General features: G+C 34.6%; 7 protein-coding genes. All 7 read right to left on the bottom strand.

What is annotated here, in order from left to right:
- Positions 1–22 precede the first annotated feature (22 nt).
- Positions 23–3,019, bottom strand: a complete 2,997-nt coding sequence (locus tag ACGK9U_RS09040; RefSeq protein ID WP_394466049.1) for a sugar-binding domain-containing protein — start codon at positions 3,017–3,019, stop codon at positions 23–25.
- 275 nt (positions 3,020–3,294) lie between these two features.
- Complete coding sequence (locus ACGK9U_RS09045; RefSeq protein WP_394466050.1) at positions 3,295–6,975, bottom strand: helix-turn-helix domain-containing protein; 3,681 nt, start codon at positions 6,973–6,975, stop codon at positions 3,295–3,297.
- Positions 6,976–7,173: 198 nt separating this feature from the next.
- Positions 7,174–8,151 (bottom strand): hypothetical protein, encoded by a 978-nt coding sequence (locus ACGK9U_RS09050; protein ID WP_394466051.1) that lies wholly within the window; start codon positions 8,149–8,151, stop codon positions 7,174–7,176.
- A 203-nt stretch (positions 8,152–8,354) separates the two neighbouring features.
- Entirely contained in the window at positions 8,355–11,969 is a 3,615-nt protein-coding gene (locus ACGK9U_RS09055) for a polysaccharide lyase family protein (RefSeq protein ID WP_394466052.1), read from the bottom strand.
- A gap of 95 nt (positions 11,970–12,064) precedes the next feature.
- Positions 12,065–13,066 carry a family 43 glycosylhydrolase gene (locus ACGK9U_RS09060; protein WP_394466053.1) on the bottom strand — a complete coding sequence of 334 codons (1,002 nt, stop codon included), beginning with the start codon at positions 13,064–13,066 and terminating at the stop codon, positions 12,065–12,067.
- 114 nt (positions 13,067–13,180) lie between these two features.
- Complete coding sequence (locus ACGK9U_RS09065; protein ID WP_394466054.1) at positions 13,181–16,477, bottom strand: glycosyl hydrolase; 3,297 nt, start codon at positions 16,475–16,477, stop codon at positions 13,181–13,183.
- Positions 16,478–16,532: 55 nt separating this feature from the next.
- Positions 16,533–18,170 carry a glycoside hydrolase family 28 protein gene (locus tag ACGK9U_RS09070; protein ID WP_394466055.1) on the bottom strand — a complete coding sequence of 546 codons (1,638 nt, stop codon included), beginning with the start codon at positions 18,168–18,170 and terminating at the stop codon, positions 16,533–16,535.

Raw genomic sequence — 18,170 nt, forward strand, 5'->3', positions numbered from 1 at the left:
CAATTTCCTTTAAATATTTAGACTAATTGTTTTGATCAATTAATTGATAAAATTCTACTTCTATAATTGGAAATTGTTGTGTTGACGCATTACTACCATCTAAACCTGCACTATCTACTTTCCCTGTTATTTCAACCAAATTCATAGCATCGCTATCTTCTGTAGACCCCATTAATTCCATTTTAACCACCTTTCCTTTTGTTGGTTTAACATCGAGTGTTATATAACCTAAACTTAGAGCTGTTGTCCCTTCAAAAACAACTTGATTATCTACTAAAATTCTGATGGGATATTTTCTACTTCTCCAACCTGAAAGCTTTAACACCACTTGATTGATTATTGCTTCACGCTCTAATTCATACTGAATAACAGATGCTTCATTCTTCGTATTAGACCATCCTGTTAACTCATTATCATCAAAGCTTTTGTAAACATCTTCAACATTTGATATAGATGATGCACTAATAATTTTAATTGGTATTCTCTTTACTTTATATGATGGTGTGTTTGGTGTAGCTCCTTTTCCAAAATAAAATGGCAAACTTTGGGCAGGAATTACATTTGATAATTTATTATCATCTACATCTTTGGTATTGATAGTAATATTTGCATTCATTAAACTTTTTGCAGTAGCTGTAACTTTTATTACACCTTCTTTATCTGTGGATTTTATCAAAATTCTGTTAACGCCACATTCTACAGGAAGTTTAGTTGATCCAATATAATTATCTGGTCCTTGAGCAATGCCTCCTATAAAATTACCTTGCCCACTTACCTTAAAATCAATCATATTTAATGCTGTAGGACACCGATTTCCATTTTGATCAACAACCTCAACCTGTACGATTGCATAATCACTCCCATTTGCCAAAGTTCCCCCTGGCCTTTCTATAGTGGTTAATTTCAGTCCGTAAGGCTTTCCTGCGGTTTTTATTTCATTTTCGCATATTTGTTTACCTGCATTGTTATAACCAATGGCCTTTATAATTCCTGGCTTAAATTTTACATCTTTGAAAGTAAACAAGAACCTTTTATGTTGGATTCCTTTACCCAAACTTTCCCCGTTAACAAACAATACCACTTCATCTGCCGTTGAAACAACTGTAATATCTTTTGTTACTTTTTTGGAGTAATTCCAATGTCCTATAATATGTGCTCGTGGTGTATCGGTATCAACCCATCCATCCCAAATTACTTGATGCGCATAAAAATTATCTTTAGGAATGCGCATTGGGTCAACTTCTCCACTTCTTCTGTAGTTTTCTTGCCCTCTGTAATGTGTGTTGCTATCGCTAAAAATAATATTTACTCCACCTGAACTAACTCTTTCACCTGTTCCAGGTCTCATTTCCCAGTAGTCGAACCACCGCACTACGTTTTCGATTGCATGCGTATCTTGATTATGATTATAAGCACTTGCATCTTTTACTTTGGATCCATTAACATTTTTATGGGTAGTCCCCCCAGTACCTTCTTTATGGTATGGTGGTGTATACTCATCCCAGTATTTACGCAATCCTTCATCCCTACTATATTCTGTTGCCCAAAATGGAATACGTGCACTCTTATTTATGTACAACATTTCACCTCCATATTCTGCAACTTTACTATCTAACATTTCCCTAGATCCAATAGCTCGACCTCCATAAGGATCGTACATGTTTCTAATATTTAACATGTCTTGCATATGTTCTTCAGAAATACTTTCGTTTCCTGACTCATAAAACACAACACTTGGATTGTTTCTATTATAGATAATAGCATCTCTCATTAATTCCACACGGTGTTCCCATCTACGCCCCTGCACATCAGACTCTGAATCTCCTGCGGGCATAGCTTGCATTAAACCAACCCTATCACAAGATTCTACATCTTGTTTCCATGGTGTAACATGCATCCATCTCACTAAATTACCGTTACTTTCTACCATTAATTGATTGGAATAATCACTCATCCAAGAAGGAACAGACATCCCTAAAGAAGGCCATTCGTTACTGGTACGTTGCGCATAACCTTTCATCATAATCACTCTATCATTCAAGTACACCATTCCTTTATCAAACTTAGTCTTACGGAATCCGGTACGAGTCACTACTTTATCTACAGATTGATTATCTAAAATTATTTCACTCGTAACATCATATAAATACCCATATCCCCAACTCCAAAAATTTAAATTTGAAACAGTTTCAGCAGCATGTAAGTCTCTCATACCTTTAGGAGATATTGTATAGGCTTCACTTTTAAAGGATGCCACAGTTTTGCCTTCAATGTCCTTTATGCTTATCTTTAAATGGGCATCTATGGATTTTGAAGATTCATTTCTTACTTGAGAAGACACATTGACGACTGCCTTGTTTTCTGCAATATTAAAATCTGTTGCATACACATAGGTCCCTGTTGTACCCAAAGTAGAATACAAAGGCAAGGTTTGATAAACTTTTGAAGTTATATGCAGGTATACATTTTTAGGAATACCTCCATAATTAGCATTAAAGTTATTGTTATTCCATTGAAATTCTGAAGCTGTAAGCTTTTCCTTGTATTTCCAATCATTATCAGTTCTAACAGCAATGACGTTTTCTTCTGGATAAGCTTTTAAAAACGGTGTTAAATCTAAACCAAAGGCCATGACACCATTTTCATGTCTACAAATAAATTGTCCGTTAATAAAAACCTCCCCCATTTGACGAACACCTTCAAATTCAATAAATACTTTTTTATTTTCTGAGTTTTCAGGCAGTTGAAATGTTTTTCTATACCAAGCAATTCCTGTTGACAATTCAGTTATATCTAATTTAAAAGCCTCTGCTTGATTCCAAGCAAAAGGTAAATTAATTTCATTCCAATTTTCATCATTATATCGAACTTGGTTTGCTTCTTTAACATCTCCAACTTTTAATTTCCAACCATAATTGAAATTATATTTTACCCTCGAATTTACCTGTTCTTGTGAACCTGCAACATCTGATAAGATGATAAATAATAAAATGATTAAATAAACTTTTCTAATTTTCATGAACTATTTCTTAATACGTTTATACCTTAAAGTTGGAGTTATTTACAACATAACCATTCCAAAATTACTTTAGAAGCATGTTTTTACATGTATCACATATTCTCAAAATATATCATATCCGTTCATGAGTATGTATGATATAAATAAACAATCTTAAACTTCATTAAATATCTGTATTTATTTTAGGACAACTAAAATGACACACGAAGGATCGTTCATTTTCAACGTTTTACAAACAAAACAAAATAGCCCAATTCTAATTGGGCTATTTTGTTCTAACTTTTTTTCTTCTTTAAATAATTTGATGGACTACAACCAAAATGTTTCGAAAAGGTACGAGAAAAATTAGAAGGTTCAGAAAATCCTGTTTCATAAGCAATTTGAGAAACATTAAGATTTGAATAAATCAACAAGTTTTCTGCATGATCCATTTTAACACGAGTAATAAACTCATGTACAGTGCTACCACTTACCGCTTTAAGTTTTCTATACAATTGACTTTGACTTATTTCCAAAAGCTCTGCTAATCTATCTGAATTAAAATCAGTATTACTAATTTCTTGGGTAATAAAACCGGTTACTTTTTCTATAAATAGATGGTCTAAATCTGGTAATTCCTTCTGTAATTTATCTACAGAGGTTAAGAGTGCCTTTTGTTTTTGCAACAATAACCTATTTTCCAACACACTCTTTATTTGGGCCTTCAAAACATCAACACTAAAGGGTTTTGTTATATAAGCTTCTGCTCCATATTCATAACCTTCTATTTGATTTTCGTCAGAATCTTTTGCCGTAAGTAAAATAACAGGAATATGACAAGTGGACTCATTTAATTTTAAATGCTTACACATATCTACACCTTCCATTATGGGCATCATGATATCAGAAACTATTAAATCTGGAATATGTTCGATAGCTTTTTCTAATCCTTTTTTACCATTATATTCTTGAAGCAAAGTAAACTGACTACTTAACTCTTTATTTAAATATGCTTGTACATCTGCATTGTCTTCAACAATTAGAATGGTCGGCTTTTCATTATCTATATCAATTTGAACATTCTCCTCATTTACTTCATGAAAGCTTTTGACATTTTGAACATCCTCTTTCAATTGTTCTCCTTTAATATATGGAATTTTAATAGACACTTTGGTGCCCTTTTGAGGATAACTATCTAGTTTAATCGTTCCATTTAGTAAGTGGACTAAATTTTTAGTTAACGACAAACCAATGCCAGATGAGTTTCCATGAAAAGGTCGAGCGCCTATATTATTAAAAGGTTTAAATATTTTCTTCAAGGAAGATGACTGAATACCAATACCTGTATCTTTAATCTTTATTTTTATGAAAGAATTATCAGAATTGAGGTTTACTGAAAACAACACACTTCCACCATCTGGAGTATATTTAAAAGCATTCGATAAAATATTTATTATAATTTGCTCCGTCTTATCTATATCTAAATAACAACTCGAAGGGGCTTTATCCGCATCTAAATAAAATTTTATATTTCTATTAGCAGCTATTAATTCAAAAGAATTATAACAACTCTGAATCAACTCAGAAAAATCACAAAGTGTAGTATTTACCTTTAATTTCCCCTTTTCGGACTTTCTAAATTCTAAAATTTGGTGTATGAGTCTGTTTAAGTTTGCAACATTTCGATCTACTATGGATAGGTAAATCTCTCTATCTTGATGATTTAACTGTCCTTTCCGAAGTTGCTTTAATGGATCTGATATCAAGGTTAATGGCGTTTTCAATTCATGCGAAACACTTGTAAAAAACTCAAGTTTTTCTTTATTCAATTCAGCTTGTTGTTCTCTATTTAATCTTTCCAATTTAATTTCATTTTTCAAACGGTCTCTGTACAAAACCTCCCTAAAAACAAAATATAAAATCAAAAGCAACAAAACAATAAATATAAATTTTGCTAATGTTGTATTATACCATAATGCAGAAATATGAACTTTTAATTTAACAACCTTCCCTTTAGGATGCATGGTTGACCTAACTTTGAAAATATAATCTCCTGGTGGCACTTTATTATATGACACCTTATTATTTGTGGTTTTTATCCAATCTTCATCATATCCTTCTAGTTTATATTCAAAAACCTCTTTCGAGGCATTGTGAAAATTTAAAGAACTAAATTCAATGCCAAAATTTCTATTATCATAATCTAAGTCTATAGATTTGGTCTGAGATAATGTCTTAGACAAAATAGGCTTGTCCTTGATAGTATCCATAGGAATTACCTTTTGATTTGATATATAGAGCGACTTTAAAATCAATCTGCTTTCACCCCTAAAAACATTTCTTATCTTTTGAGGATTAAAAGAAACATATCCATTTTTTGCTCCAAAATAAATAGTGCTATGGAGCGTATCTTTATAAAATGCACGTTCCCAAAAACTCCATGAACCAAATTGATCTAATTTTTGATAATTTAAAACCTCGCCACTAATGGCTCTAATTAAAGAAATCCCTTCTTTATGAGCAATCCAAATATTTCCATCTTCATCATCTGTAATAGAAGATATATATGTCCCCGGAGTATCATATTGCAAACGAACATTCTCTACCCTAACTGGGTTTGACTTAATATCAATTTTATTTAGACCTTCACTAGAGCCTACCCAAATATCTCCTTTTTTGTCTTTGTGAAGTGCATAAATAATTTTTCTTGAAACTTTTGTTTTTAAACTTGAAGTATATAATGAATCATCAACTGTAGCTTCTAAAGCATCATTTAACTTTAGGGGCACAATACCATTTCCTTCGGTAGCTATCAATAGATGATATTTATCCAAAAATAAAATATCAGTTACACTATGGTCTTGAATCTCGTCTATAAGTTCATAAAAAACCATTTCATGGGTTTGTATATCAACTTTTGCAATTCCATTGTACAAACCTACCCATATTATGTTTTCATCAAAAGCCTCTATAGCGTAGACCGATTTAATTTCAATACCAGCATGAAACTCATCAACAATAACAGGAATAAATACCTTTGTCCTTGGGTTGTAATATTCTAGTCCATTTACGCCTCCAATCCAAACGCCTCCATTTTTGTCTTTAAATAATGTACGAACAAATTTAATCTTACTATTTGATTTGTAAAAAGGGTGATTTATATCCAACTCGTCATTATCATCATAAATCAAAACACCTTCATCTGTTCCTACCCATACTGTATTTTCTACTTTAACAATATCTCTAACGGTAGTTAACTTTGATCTATTAGTTTTTGGTTTATAGGTATAATGTAAATTGAATGGATTTCTGTTTGGGTTGGCTTTGTATATGTCTCCATTTCTTGTTCCTAACCAAATTATACTTTCATTATCAATAAAAAAAGAAGATACATAGTCATCAAACAATCTACCCGGTTGATTAATATCAGCTAAGTAGCAAAACTCTTTCTTGGTTTTTAAGTCTATAGATATAAACTGATGAGAAGACAAATAGTATACCTTTCCATCTACGACCTTATCTGCATTTATTTTATTAGAGTTATTAGCAAGCTGTGTTTTAATTAACTCTGGTACCTCACCGTCTTCTTTAATTTGGAAGTTATTTTGTTCATAATTAAACTTTACATACTTCCAGTCGAAAGTTAAGAGCCAAAGCCCATATTTATCATCAGAAACCACATTACGTATTCGGTTGTTAGGAATTGATTTAGTATCGTTTGGGTTATGATAAAACAAATCAAATGTTTTTCCATCATATCTATAAAGCCCATTCCAACTCCCAAACCAAATATATCCAATTGGATCTTTCGTTATACCGTGTATAGGAGTTATTGGATTTACACCTTGCCCATAAACTTTTTCAAAAAAAAGGTTTTGTGAAGTTGTTTGATTATTAAACAATAAAAAAAACATCCATACGATAATAACGTACAGTTTGTATTGCTTATTTTTATTTTGATAAAACCCTTTAATCATATTTAAAATTTATAATTCAATACCAAGCTATAGTCTCTTTAGAGTTAATCCAGACAACTAGTGATGATCTCCAATTATTATTTAAAATTATACGCAGACTCTATTCTTTTACAACGATATTTAAGAAGCAACAAAAGTCTTGGACTTATGCAAATCCAAGACTTCCTATTATTAAGATTATGTTCTATACTAGACTATTTATTCTTTGCACAATAATTTTATAGATTTTTGACCTTCAACTGTTTTAACTGTTGCAATCCAAATACCAGATGCTAAATTAAAATCTGTATCCGTAGTTGTTTTTAATGTTTTTACCAAAGCTCCAGTAATACTGTAAACATTTATATCTGTAATAGATTTCACATTACTCACGTAAACATGATTTCCCACAGACTTAATATTTACAGTAACTTTAGAAGCATTATCTACACTTAGTGATGGCGTAGCAATTACAGTAGTTTTATCTGCAACGGCATCATAAGAAGCTTCAATGGTTTTTCCAGAAACCGCTGCCATTGTACCAGCTGTAACATAGGTAGAAATATTTGTTGTTTGATCTCCATTTAAAATCAATGTTCCATTATCAATATTAACAACAGAACCTGCTTTCATAGTAAAGCCTGAGGCAGTTACCGAACCTGAATTAATATTCAATGTACCATTTCCGCCATATCTACTAAAGCGTATGTTGTTACATATTATAGCACCCCCGTTAACATTAAATGTACAGTCTAGAAGATAGGAAATCCTAAGTTCACCATTTGAATTAAGAGTACCTGCATTAAGATTTACAGTAGAATTTGATATATGGGCAAAACTTGTATATCCACCAAAAGTCATAATCGCAGATGGATTATCAATTGTCAAAGTACCATCAAAACTAGAATCGTTTGATGCTGTTATTGAAGCTGAAACCGTAAAAGTATTGTCTATACCCCTTAATTTTAAGGAAGCTACAGAAGTAGGATAATCTACACTTAACACAGGGTCATTGCCCATATCATTCATAACAATAGCATTTGAGGCTCCTGGCAATACTCCTGTATCCCAGTTGGTAGCAGTTGAAAAATCAGAATCCGTTGCTCCTGTCCAATTCACGTCTTGCGCATTTAATGCTCCAATAGCCAATACTGAAATAGAAAATGCTAAAATGTTTTTTTGTAATGTTGTTTTCATGAAATTTTAGTTTTTAATTGTTAATTTAATGATTGTAAAACTACATAGCAATCATTGAAATGGACTTATCAAAAACAATCAATGGTTATCATTTCCTTTCATTTATCTATTTTTTAAATAAAAAATATTTATTATCGATTTAAATTATTAAATACCTCCCTAATATTCTTATTTTGGGAGGTATTTTAATTTAACTTATCACACTAAATTTTAACAATCTTTTTGGCGTAACTTCCATGGGATGTCACTATTAGAAAATAATAGTATCCACTCTTTAATTTTTCTAAAGAAACCCTATTGCTAAATTGAGTTGATACTAATTGTCCTAAATTATTATAAACCTCAACCCTTTGTAAAGTAGACAAATTGGGTAATGATACCGACACCTCGTTATGCGTTGGATTTGGATACAACTTCACCAAATTTGATTTTTCTACTGAATCAATAGATAATGTTTCAATATCTGCCTCTAACCTAATATAATCGTACATAATGTTTCCTAGTGTTTCGCTGCCACCAATTCTAATCGTAAAACCTATTTGGTTCTCTCCAACATTAAGGAGGTCTGCTGAGAAATCAAACCTAATTTCATTAAACGTTCCGTGCGTACTCTTTCTCAACATAGCATTGGATTTATCATTAAACCCAATACCTGTTGATGGCACTGTAACGTTTGTTCCATTAACAGTCATGATAAGGGCAGAACTCTTCATTTCTGCTACTGCTACATAAACTGAAGCTGTAGAGCCACTAATTGGTAACTCATCTAAAGTAAAATTAATTTTCCACGCAGGAGAAGTTGCCCTCTTGGTTTTGTCCCAGTAGTGTACAAAATTCCAGTCGGTCGCAATATCGCTTTCTCCAATCGTAAAATTTACATCATTTGGAAATTCATCCGGATAGTTAAGGAAAATACCCCAGCGTTCATCTGGATAGGTATTACTTGTCCACCAATCATCGCCATGCCTAAACTCTCTACTATCCCTGTCTGGGACTCCAATTTCCCAAACTGTTGCCGCATGACGCGTAGGAACCCAAGTGACATTCCCTAAAGATGTTGTGTTTCCTGCAGTTACTGTTGCATAATTGGCTAAAGTAAGCTGTCCGTTTGCTCCAGAGCCATAAGCGAAAAGGTTATACGTTCCTGGCAAGACATCTGGAATTGTAAAATTACCATTCTCATCGGTCTTTACCCAAAATTGATAATTCTTACTCCAACGCTGAAACTGTGTAATATCTGTACTTCCCACTGGAGGAATTCCAAGTCCTACCCATGAATTGGCTGCTGATGCCGAAGGATTTCCCGAATCGTCAATCACTAACTTTCCAGTTACCGTTCCGCGTCCATCTTGTTTAACATACGTGGGATTAGCATGCCAATCGTATGGCCACGCTCCTTGTTCGCTTTTCGCTTTAGCCTTTGCATCCTCCCACAATGCTATTGGCGCATTTTCTGTACCTGGATTCACTTTATTACAATACAGTAGAAATGGCCCAAAATCTTTCTGCCATTCTTCTCCTGCCGCTACTTCTGTTTCTTGTCCATAACCAAAATGAGTGCCTCCTAACATATTCAATAGTACCGGAGTTGCATGGCACAATAATTCTGTATTGTCAGGACCTCCTGGGTAATACTCCTTACTTGGAGCCGTTACCCATAACCCTACATTATCAGCAGTACTGCTCCATCCCCAAGTATCAATATCTCCAAAATCAGCACTATAATCATATTTACATTCATATTTATCTTTATCAATACCTGTTGTTAGCAAAGTAACCTCTACAGGTGCTCCATTAACAGGCAAAGCATTATCAAGATCAAACTTAGAAGGCATCAAGCGATTTCGCAACTCATCTACACTTAACCAATCGAACCTTGGATTAGGATAGCTTGACATACGCCATTCTCCTCCTGGATTTTTAGGATAACTTGCTGGATGGAAAAGCGTTGCCGCTGCATAAAGCCCTGAGGTATTACGTTGTAAGGAATAATAAATATCAACATCCATGGCTGCGGTAGAAGAATTTCCGTCCCAAGTCATGTGCAATTTGATTTCAGCACCGTCATAATTATTACTATTTGGATCGGTAACTAATGTATAGACACAATTACTAGGGTTTTGATAACTAGGCATGTTCCAGCTCCAATAAATACTACCTCCACCAAAACCTCCTTGAATCAATTCAAGTCCGTTGTAAATAAGGCTTGTTACTGTGGCATTCGATTTATTAATTGTTGCTTCAACAATACCATTCTTTAATACAACAGTAGTGCCATTATCAATTACCAATACATCTGAAGGGTCTCCGCCTGAAGTTGTTACAAAAGCTAAGTTTTCACCATAATAAGTGCTTACACTATTAGTAGCATAAGCTCTAACATGATAGGTTGTATTTGGAGTAAGCCCTGTAATTGTTGTTGCGAAAGCGCCTATACCGCTTCCTGTTTCGTCTATTATTTTTGAATCGTCTATTGTTGGGTTAACAGTTGTTCCGTAAACAATACCGCGCTCAGTTATTGCAGAACCACCATCAGTAAAAATTTCACCTCCAGTAGTAACCGATGTTGAAGAAATATCAGACAAAGTAGCAGTGCTAATAAATTTTAAATGAGCTTGAACTATTGGAGTTCTCACCCCGTTGGAATTTAATTTTGTATATATAACAAAAGGATAGGTATTTCCCGCAAAAAGACTTAAATCGTTAGCTGGTTCATCAATAGCACTGTTAACAGAAGCTCCCAACATTTCTGCCCAAGCTGTGGTTCCTGCATTTTGTTTAAAAACCCTAGCTCCATTAGTATATGGAGACCCTTGATCAACAAAAGAACAGTAAAGATTACCTTCACCATCTTTGGATAGACTTATTTCAGGAGCATCTCTACTACTAAGTGGGGTTGCCGAATTCCAAGTAGCAGTTGCTTTATTGTAATCAATAACTGTTGCTTTATTTCTGTTACCAGTATTAAAATATCCTATAACTAAATTTCCCAAAGAATTTAACGCCATTGCAGGGTGCCTAATCGCCGAGGACACCGGTGTAGCAATGTTATCCCAGGTTGTACCACCATATTTATACAGTCGCAAAGCCCCTGTAGAAGAGGTCATACCAGCTAAACTAGAAAAAGAAAGCCAAGGCACATCTGATTCGTCTATTACAAGACTAACTGACACAGCTATAGTTGAAGCATTAACAGCGCCACCACCTACAGTTACCCATGAAGTTCCGTCAAATTTTTTCACAAAAGGAGTCAAAACACCATTATCGCCAAAGGCAATAAAAGGCGTGTTACTGGAATCGAATGCCAAGGAACTACGAGGGTTGTATTTATATGCCGATTGAATGGTATTGACCGAACCTGTTGATACATACAAATTATTTGTATCATTATTTATTGGCTGCCAAGTATCGGTACCTTGGTTATAAATTTTTACTGCTAGTTTTTCTCCATTATCAACATCAACAAACGTAACATAAAAATTATCCGAATTGTCTAAAAATAGTCGAGGATGCGCAATATTTGTACCTATATCACTTCCAAATTGCTGCCAATTTCCAGTAGAAAAATCTTTTCTCAATACCTTAACTGCAGCACCGGTTTCGTTCGAAAATACAACATAGGGCACATCGTTTAAAACAACAATAGATGTGTTAACGGATGCCACGGTAGAAATTTGTTCTTCCTTCCCTAAGATATTCCAATCTTGGGCAAAAGAAAATTGTACAGTCAATAAAAACAAAACCGTCTGAAATATAAGTTTCAATGGCTTCTGCTTGTCTATAAACTGTTTTGTTTTAAAAAGTTTTTTTATTTTCATTTTTAAAAATTTAGATAGTTAGTAATTGATTTTATCTGCCTATTATTTTTCTTTTAATCCCATGATTTATTTAAATTGGATCTATTAGGCGTTTTTTACTTTAAAATTTTTGTTTCTCCTGTTTTGACATTAATTGTCCAAGGCGCTGGCTCTGGCAACCATAATTTCCCGTCTCCAATTTCCATAGGCATCCATAGGTAGCGTGAATCCCATTGCGCATCGGGTTTCCAGATGTCACCCATAAAAATCACAGAAGTTTTTTCAGAGCCAATTATTTTTAATAAAAAAGTGGATTGTGAACTATAAGTATTTACTTCTGGAGGTGCAATGTTTTTAAATTCAGACCAAGGCCCTTCGAGAGAGGTAGCTGTCGCATATTGATTTGGGTTAGGATTCCAGCCTGTTAAACCTGAGCCTAAACAATAATAGAGTCCATCATTTTTTACAATAGTCCCTCCTTCAATTCTTGCTTTTACAAGCGACATATTTTTTTCTACATCCATAAAATCTTCCGTAAGCTTGGCAATTCTAAAACCTCCACTAGGTCTATCTTCAAAAATCAAATATGCTTTACCATCTTCATCTATAAATTGACCAATATCCCTGCTCTCATAACCTAATGGATGAAAACGTCTTACATATTTAAAAGGTCCTGTAGCTTTATCACTTACCGCGATTCCTACCTGGGCTAATTTGTAGTTCACATCCACATGAAAATACATGACATATTTTTTTGTTTTTTGATTGTAAAACACCTTTGGGCGTTCCAGCACCCAATTATTAGCAAGCGTGTCTGGATTAGACATTTGAAATACAATGCCTCTATTTTTCCAGTTCATTAAATCTTTAGATGAGTAACAGGCTACATAACGGGAATCTGGATCCAGTTCTTTAGAGCGTTCTGTTCCGTACCAGTAATAAGTGTTTTTAATCTTAAAAATAGCTCCACCGTGCGCCTGAATGTGTTCTCCATCTTTATCTGGCCAAACTTCACCTGGGTGAATGACATTTTTCTTTTGGGCAAATAAGCCTGTCATTGAAAATGCTAAAAAAAGCATTAGAATTATTCGTCGTTTATTAATGAGAATATGTTGCATAACAAAATGGTTTAAATGTTATTTAATTAGTTTTTATTTTAGTTTTAGAAGCTCATGAAACAGAATAAATATTTTGTTCGCTATTCTTGATTTCCAATCATAGCATAATGATTTTTACTTCTGTTTTAATCGCCTTACTATCCATAAGTCTTCCATAATCCCTGAAGGCACTAAACGGTCAGTTGCTTTTGTAACTTCTGGATAGGCATAGGTAATACGATCTTCTTGTGGTAAGGATGCATCACCAACCATTCGGTTTCTTAGAGAATTCGTAACGTGAATTTCCAGTTTGTTCTTTCCTTTCTTTACAAAAGGTGTTATATCTGCTTCCCAAGGGCTACACCATACAGTTGAAACCTCCTTACCATTAACATAAACCTGGGCAATAGATCCTAAATTTGGAAAGCGAAGCAATAGCTGTTCATTTTCATCGCTCTTCTTTAACTTAACCGTCCTTTTATAAATAGCTGTTCCTGAATAGAATTTTATTCCATCATTATCACTTTGGGTCCAATCTTCCAAACTATTAAAAGTGACTTCTCCAGGTCCTCCGTATTTTGGATTGAAAAAGACATTCCAAGAACCTTCTATTGAACTTATTTCTTCCTTAGAATTTAAGTTTTTGACTGGCAGGCTATTTGTAAAGTCTTTAGAAACGACAACAAATCCTGACTCATTAGGCTGTAATTTTAAATTTAACAATAAACCCTTATCATCTACAGATTCTACTGGAAGTTTGTATTGATTACCTGTTACAGGATCCCAATATTCTGCCTTTGTAGCATCGGTACGAAAACGAATGGTATCATTAAAAACATTTGGACTATGGTTGTTTAAAAAGTAAATATCTGTATCCGTAAGTTTACGGTGCGCAAAATACACTTTATCTGTTGGCTCGTATTTACTTTTTAATCCTGCATCTGGCTTTATACCTTCTTTTGATAAAGCTTTTTCTACACTCATCCCCCAATAAACTTTACCTTTTCCATAGGTTTTAATTCCCGATTTATCTGAGCCCCACAATTGATTAACTAAATCTTGATATTCTTTTGAAAAGGAAAGATCCTTTAAAGCTCCAGAACCTAAAGGTCTAGCGCCCCAAACAGGCACACCTGCTTTTACCAAACTTGCTATTTTCTTCAAAGCGGCATAAGAGACTACAGCCTGACGTTCTAGAATTAGCATTTGATAGCTCATGCCATCTGGCAGAACAACATGTCCATCTTTTGCCTGCATTCTCGTTATTAACCCATCCTCTGTAGTTACATCAAAATCATAACCTTCAGGAATTTCAGGCAAACGATAAGCTAATAATTTAACCGGAGAATTATCTCCTAAATAAATGCATAAATCGATTACCGCTTTACCATTTCTCATTAATGCTGCACATCTGGCTTGATAATCCCAAAATGGACGACTGTAATTCCAATACGTATTGTTCCTATTGAGCACATATTCCCTTCCTCCACCTGTACTACCAGGAAATTTATCTATCAAAGGCTGATAGGCCGAAGCACAAACAACAAATTCCTGAGCTCCAAAGGCAAAGGCATAATCGGCAACATTCTTCATATCGGCCAAAGATTGACCAAATTTCATATCTGTAAATGCTTCAGCCGACGCTATTGGCTTTCCATAAATATGAGCTGCTGAAGAAGTCCCTTTTACATCATAACTACCATGAGTTTGATAAGCCCAGAACTCTCCTTGTGGTTTTTCAACCTGACCTTTCGCCTTAACATTATCTGCTACCATGGTTAAACCATTACCTACAGCTTGTGCTGTAAATGTTACACCTTCTGCTCTACATAAACTATCTAAAGTACCAAAGTATTCTTCAGATACTAAATCCGAAAGCGTCAATCTCATATCATGAAGAAATGCACCTGTTTCCTCCCTTGAACCAACAATATAACCCTGTAAGGCAGGAAGATATTTAGTAATAGCGTACCCTCTTAATTTTTTAAATTTATTGGCATACCCTGGAGACCAGTTTTGTGAACCAGCTTCATGGCTATCCATATGCAATCCATTTAATGAAATTCCTATCTTACTTAAAGAATCTCTCATGACCTTAAAATAATTATCAAACTGAACCTTGGTAGCCTTTGCTGACAATTTATCACTTTCTAATCCCATTAAATTGGGTCTGCCATGCTTTGTTTTTACTCCAATAGGCACTCTAACGAAACGCATAATCACCCATTGCCCTTTTGGCACATGCCAATTTAATTCCCCTTTGTCGTTTAATTCCTGAGTTAAATCAATGATATCCTTAGGGTTTATTGTTGCTGAATTGGGATAGTTAGGAGTTTCATCTGCTTCTATGTATTCTGAGTTAAGCGCAGCTTTTTCTTCCCATTGATCCATTTTAGCTTGTGAAGAAATAACAACATGACCTATTTCCAATTCATGGTTTTTATCTTTAGGATGTGTCCAATCATGCAAGTTTATTCTAAAATATCTCTTTTTGGTTGCTGGAAAAGAAATTGTTCTCTGATTCCATGACGGTGATTCATACATGGGTTTTAAATCACATATTTTAGTATAATTAACACCATCATCAGACCCCTCTAACTGACCTACATTTGGTCTTGTTACATGTCCGTAGCCATAAAAAAGCTCAGAAGGAGGTCCAGGAAAATTCATTGCTCCTGTTCTTGATTTTCCTTCTGGACGAAGACTATATGTTATGCTACGTGCTGTAAATGCGCTATCAAATACTACGTTAAGGTAGACTGATTCTCCAGGTTTCTGTTCCGGAATTTTAATAAGTCCTCTGCTTTTTGGGAAGAAAACATCATTTACAATTAACTCACTGATATTGGTAGATATTTTGACTTTGGTGTTTAAACTGGTTTTCCAGTTCCCATCTGGTACGGGAAAAGCCACAACAGCAACATCGTTTACAACTCCCGACTTACTTCTGAGGTCTGGTAGAGGAAGCTTAGCGTTAAAAACCTTCCCTCCTTCAACCAAAGTATCCGCAGCAACGATACGTTGCATACTTAAATCTTCAGTAATCCATGGTCCTCCAGAAACATACCCATTAGATAGATGTGTTTCAAATGTTAAACCCAATCGCTTTGCTTCTTGAGCTGCAAAACGAAACATATCCCACCATTCGGCTGAGAAAGCTTTTAAAGCATTCTCTCCTTCACCATGTTGTTGGTCGTAATATACCACCCCGCCAACTCCTTCTCGCTTAAACGCCTCCAAATCGGCAGTAATACCTTCTCGTGTGGTTTCAGTTTCTCCATGAAACCACCACAGTTTTGTACGGGCAATATCGGTAGGAGTAGAAAATTCATTTCTAATTTTTTCTAAAGAAGCCTCTGGCTGTTGTCCATAAAGAGCTAATGAGCCTACTAGAAAAAAGAGTTTGACAATATGTTTTATATTTCTAATCATTGTAATATTTATTCTTGATCTAATAAAATTGAACCCACTCATGGATTAAACATTATTATTCCTCATTTGTAACAAATCCATTTTTTAAAGCCAAATCATTAATGTTATCATTAACATAAACCTGTCCGGATTCACTTTGAAAAGAAATGGGTGAAGAATTTTGACCCTGTAAGTTGAGTGCTAATTTTTTATAAGGCACATTAAACTGTACATTAGTAAATCCAATATTTTTGCCGTCTAAAATGTTAATACTATTATCTTTTGAGTAAATAGAAAGGTTGCGAAATAAAAAGCCATCAACATCATTTAGTTTAGGAATAAGCTCATTACAGTGCACTTCTCCATTCTCTATTAGCACATTTTTAACGGGTAATTCAGGGATACAATTAGCGTTAATGAATTTGTTTGATGATTCTACAATAAAGTCTTTAAAGTGTAAATTTCTTATTATTGGTGTTAATTCATTTACTTTTCGCTGAGGAAGTCTATCTGCAAGTTCTCCAATCCATCGACGACTACCTAACATATCCCAAACAAAAGCGTCGTTTACATCAATCATGCGTATTCTTTCATAAAGTACATTTTCTGTACCTCCGCCTCTTGGCCTAAAAGCCTTGAAACGAAAGCCTGTATATGTCCCATTAAAAACACAATCGTAGGCATAAATGTTTTTGATATTTCCAGCCGTTTCACTACCACATGTAATTGCCCCATGACCTTGTTGAGCCAAGGAATAACGAATCACTACATTTTCTGTTGGTTTCCCTATACGCTCCCCATGTTTACCTCTCCCAGATTTTAAGGTAAAGCAATCATCTCCGCAATTTAATGTGCAATATTCTATGAGCACATTTTTAGAGGACTCTACATCTATACCATCCCCTCTGGGAATTCCCAATGAGTTTACAGTGATACCTCGAATAATTACATTCTCACAGTACGTTGGAACAACATTCCAAATAGCACTTCGGGTCATTGTAACACCTTCTATAAATACATTAGTACAGTTGATAGGCGCAATAGTACGCGGTGGTTGAAATTCACGACCTTCCATACCATCAAAAAGACGTTCTTCTATAGGCATGTCTATAGGCACGTCCTTTTCCACGTCAGCCGATGTATTTGTTCGTTTTCTTACTTCTGAATCTAATTCTGGACCTAGAATAGTTCCCTTACCAGTAACAGCAATATTATCTTGACCATTAGCATAAATAAATGCACCAGCTCCTAATAATTCGATGCCTTCGTGACGTGTAAATACTGCTGGTAACCAATCTGAAACTACACCCGAAAATTCTACAATCGCTCCCTCTGATATATGAAGATTTACATCACTTTTAAGCTGTATTCTTGCCGATTTCCATTTGCCCTGGGGAATAACCACCGTACCTCCACCTTTTTCACTAACTTCATCTATTGCTCGGTTTACTATATCAGTAATTGCAATAGATTCCGTTGCGCCTTTATCAGCAATATTTACCGAAACATCGGGAAATGACGGTCTAGTAAATTCTGGCATTGAGAAAGGAGCACCAACAATAGGCTCAATATCAAAGGGCATCTCTATGATAGCACCAACTTGCGAAACGGTGGGTATGTTTAACTCCAATTTCTTTTCTTGTTCTTGACAAGCACAAAGTACTGCTATTAATGAACCAAATATTGCTATTGTTTTTTTAAAGCTTATTCCCAT

It is taken from the genome of Mariniflexile sp. HNIBRBA6329 (assembly GCF_043558645.1).
In the GTDB taxonomy this organism is placed as follows: domain Bacteria; phylum Bacteroidota; class Bacteroidia; order Flavobacteriales; family Flavobacteriaceae; genus Mariniflexile.

Excerpts from the sequence above, each read along its gene's own strand:
- ACGK9U_RS09040 (WP_394466049.1), bottom strand. The coding sequence starts at position 3,019 with ATGAAAATTAGAAAAGTTTATTTAATCATTTTATTATTTATCATCTTA.
- ACGK9U_RS09045 (WP_394466050.1), bottom strand. The coding sequence starts at position 6,975 with ATGATTAAAGGGTTTTATCAAAATAAAAATAAGCAATACAAACTGTAC.
- ACGK9U_RS09050 (WP_394466051.1), bottom strand. The coding sequence starts at position 8,151 with ATGAAAACAACATTACAAAAAAACATTTTAGCATTTTCTATTTCAGTA.
- ACGK9U_RS09055 (WP_394466052.1), bottom strand. The coding sequence starts at position 11,969 with ATGAAAATAAAAAAACTTTTTAAAACAAAACAGTTTATAGACAAGCAG.
- ACGK9U_RS09060 (WP_394466053.1), bottom strand. The coding sequence starts at position 13,066 with ATGCAACATATTCTCATTAATAAACGACGAATAATTCTAATGCTTTTT.
- ACGK9U_RS09065 (WP_394466054.1), bottom strand. The coding sequence starts at position 16,477 with ATGATTAGAAATATAAAACATATTGTCAAACTCTTTTTTCTAGTAGGC.
- ACGK9U_RS09070 (WP_394466055.1), bottom strand. The coding sequence starts at position 18,170 with ATGGGAATAAGCTTTAAAAAAACAATAGCAATATTTGGTTCATTAATA.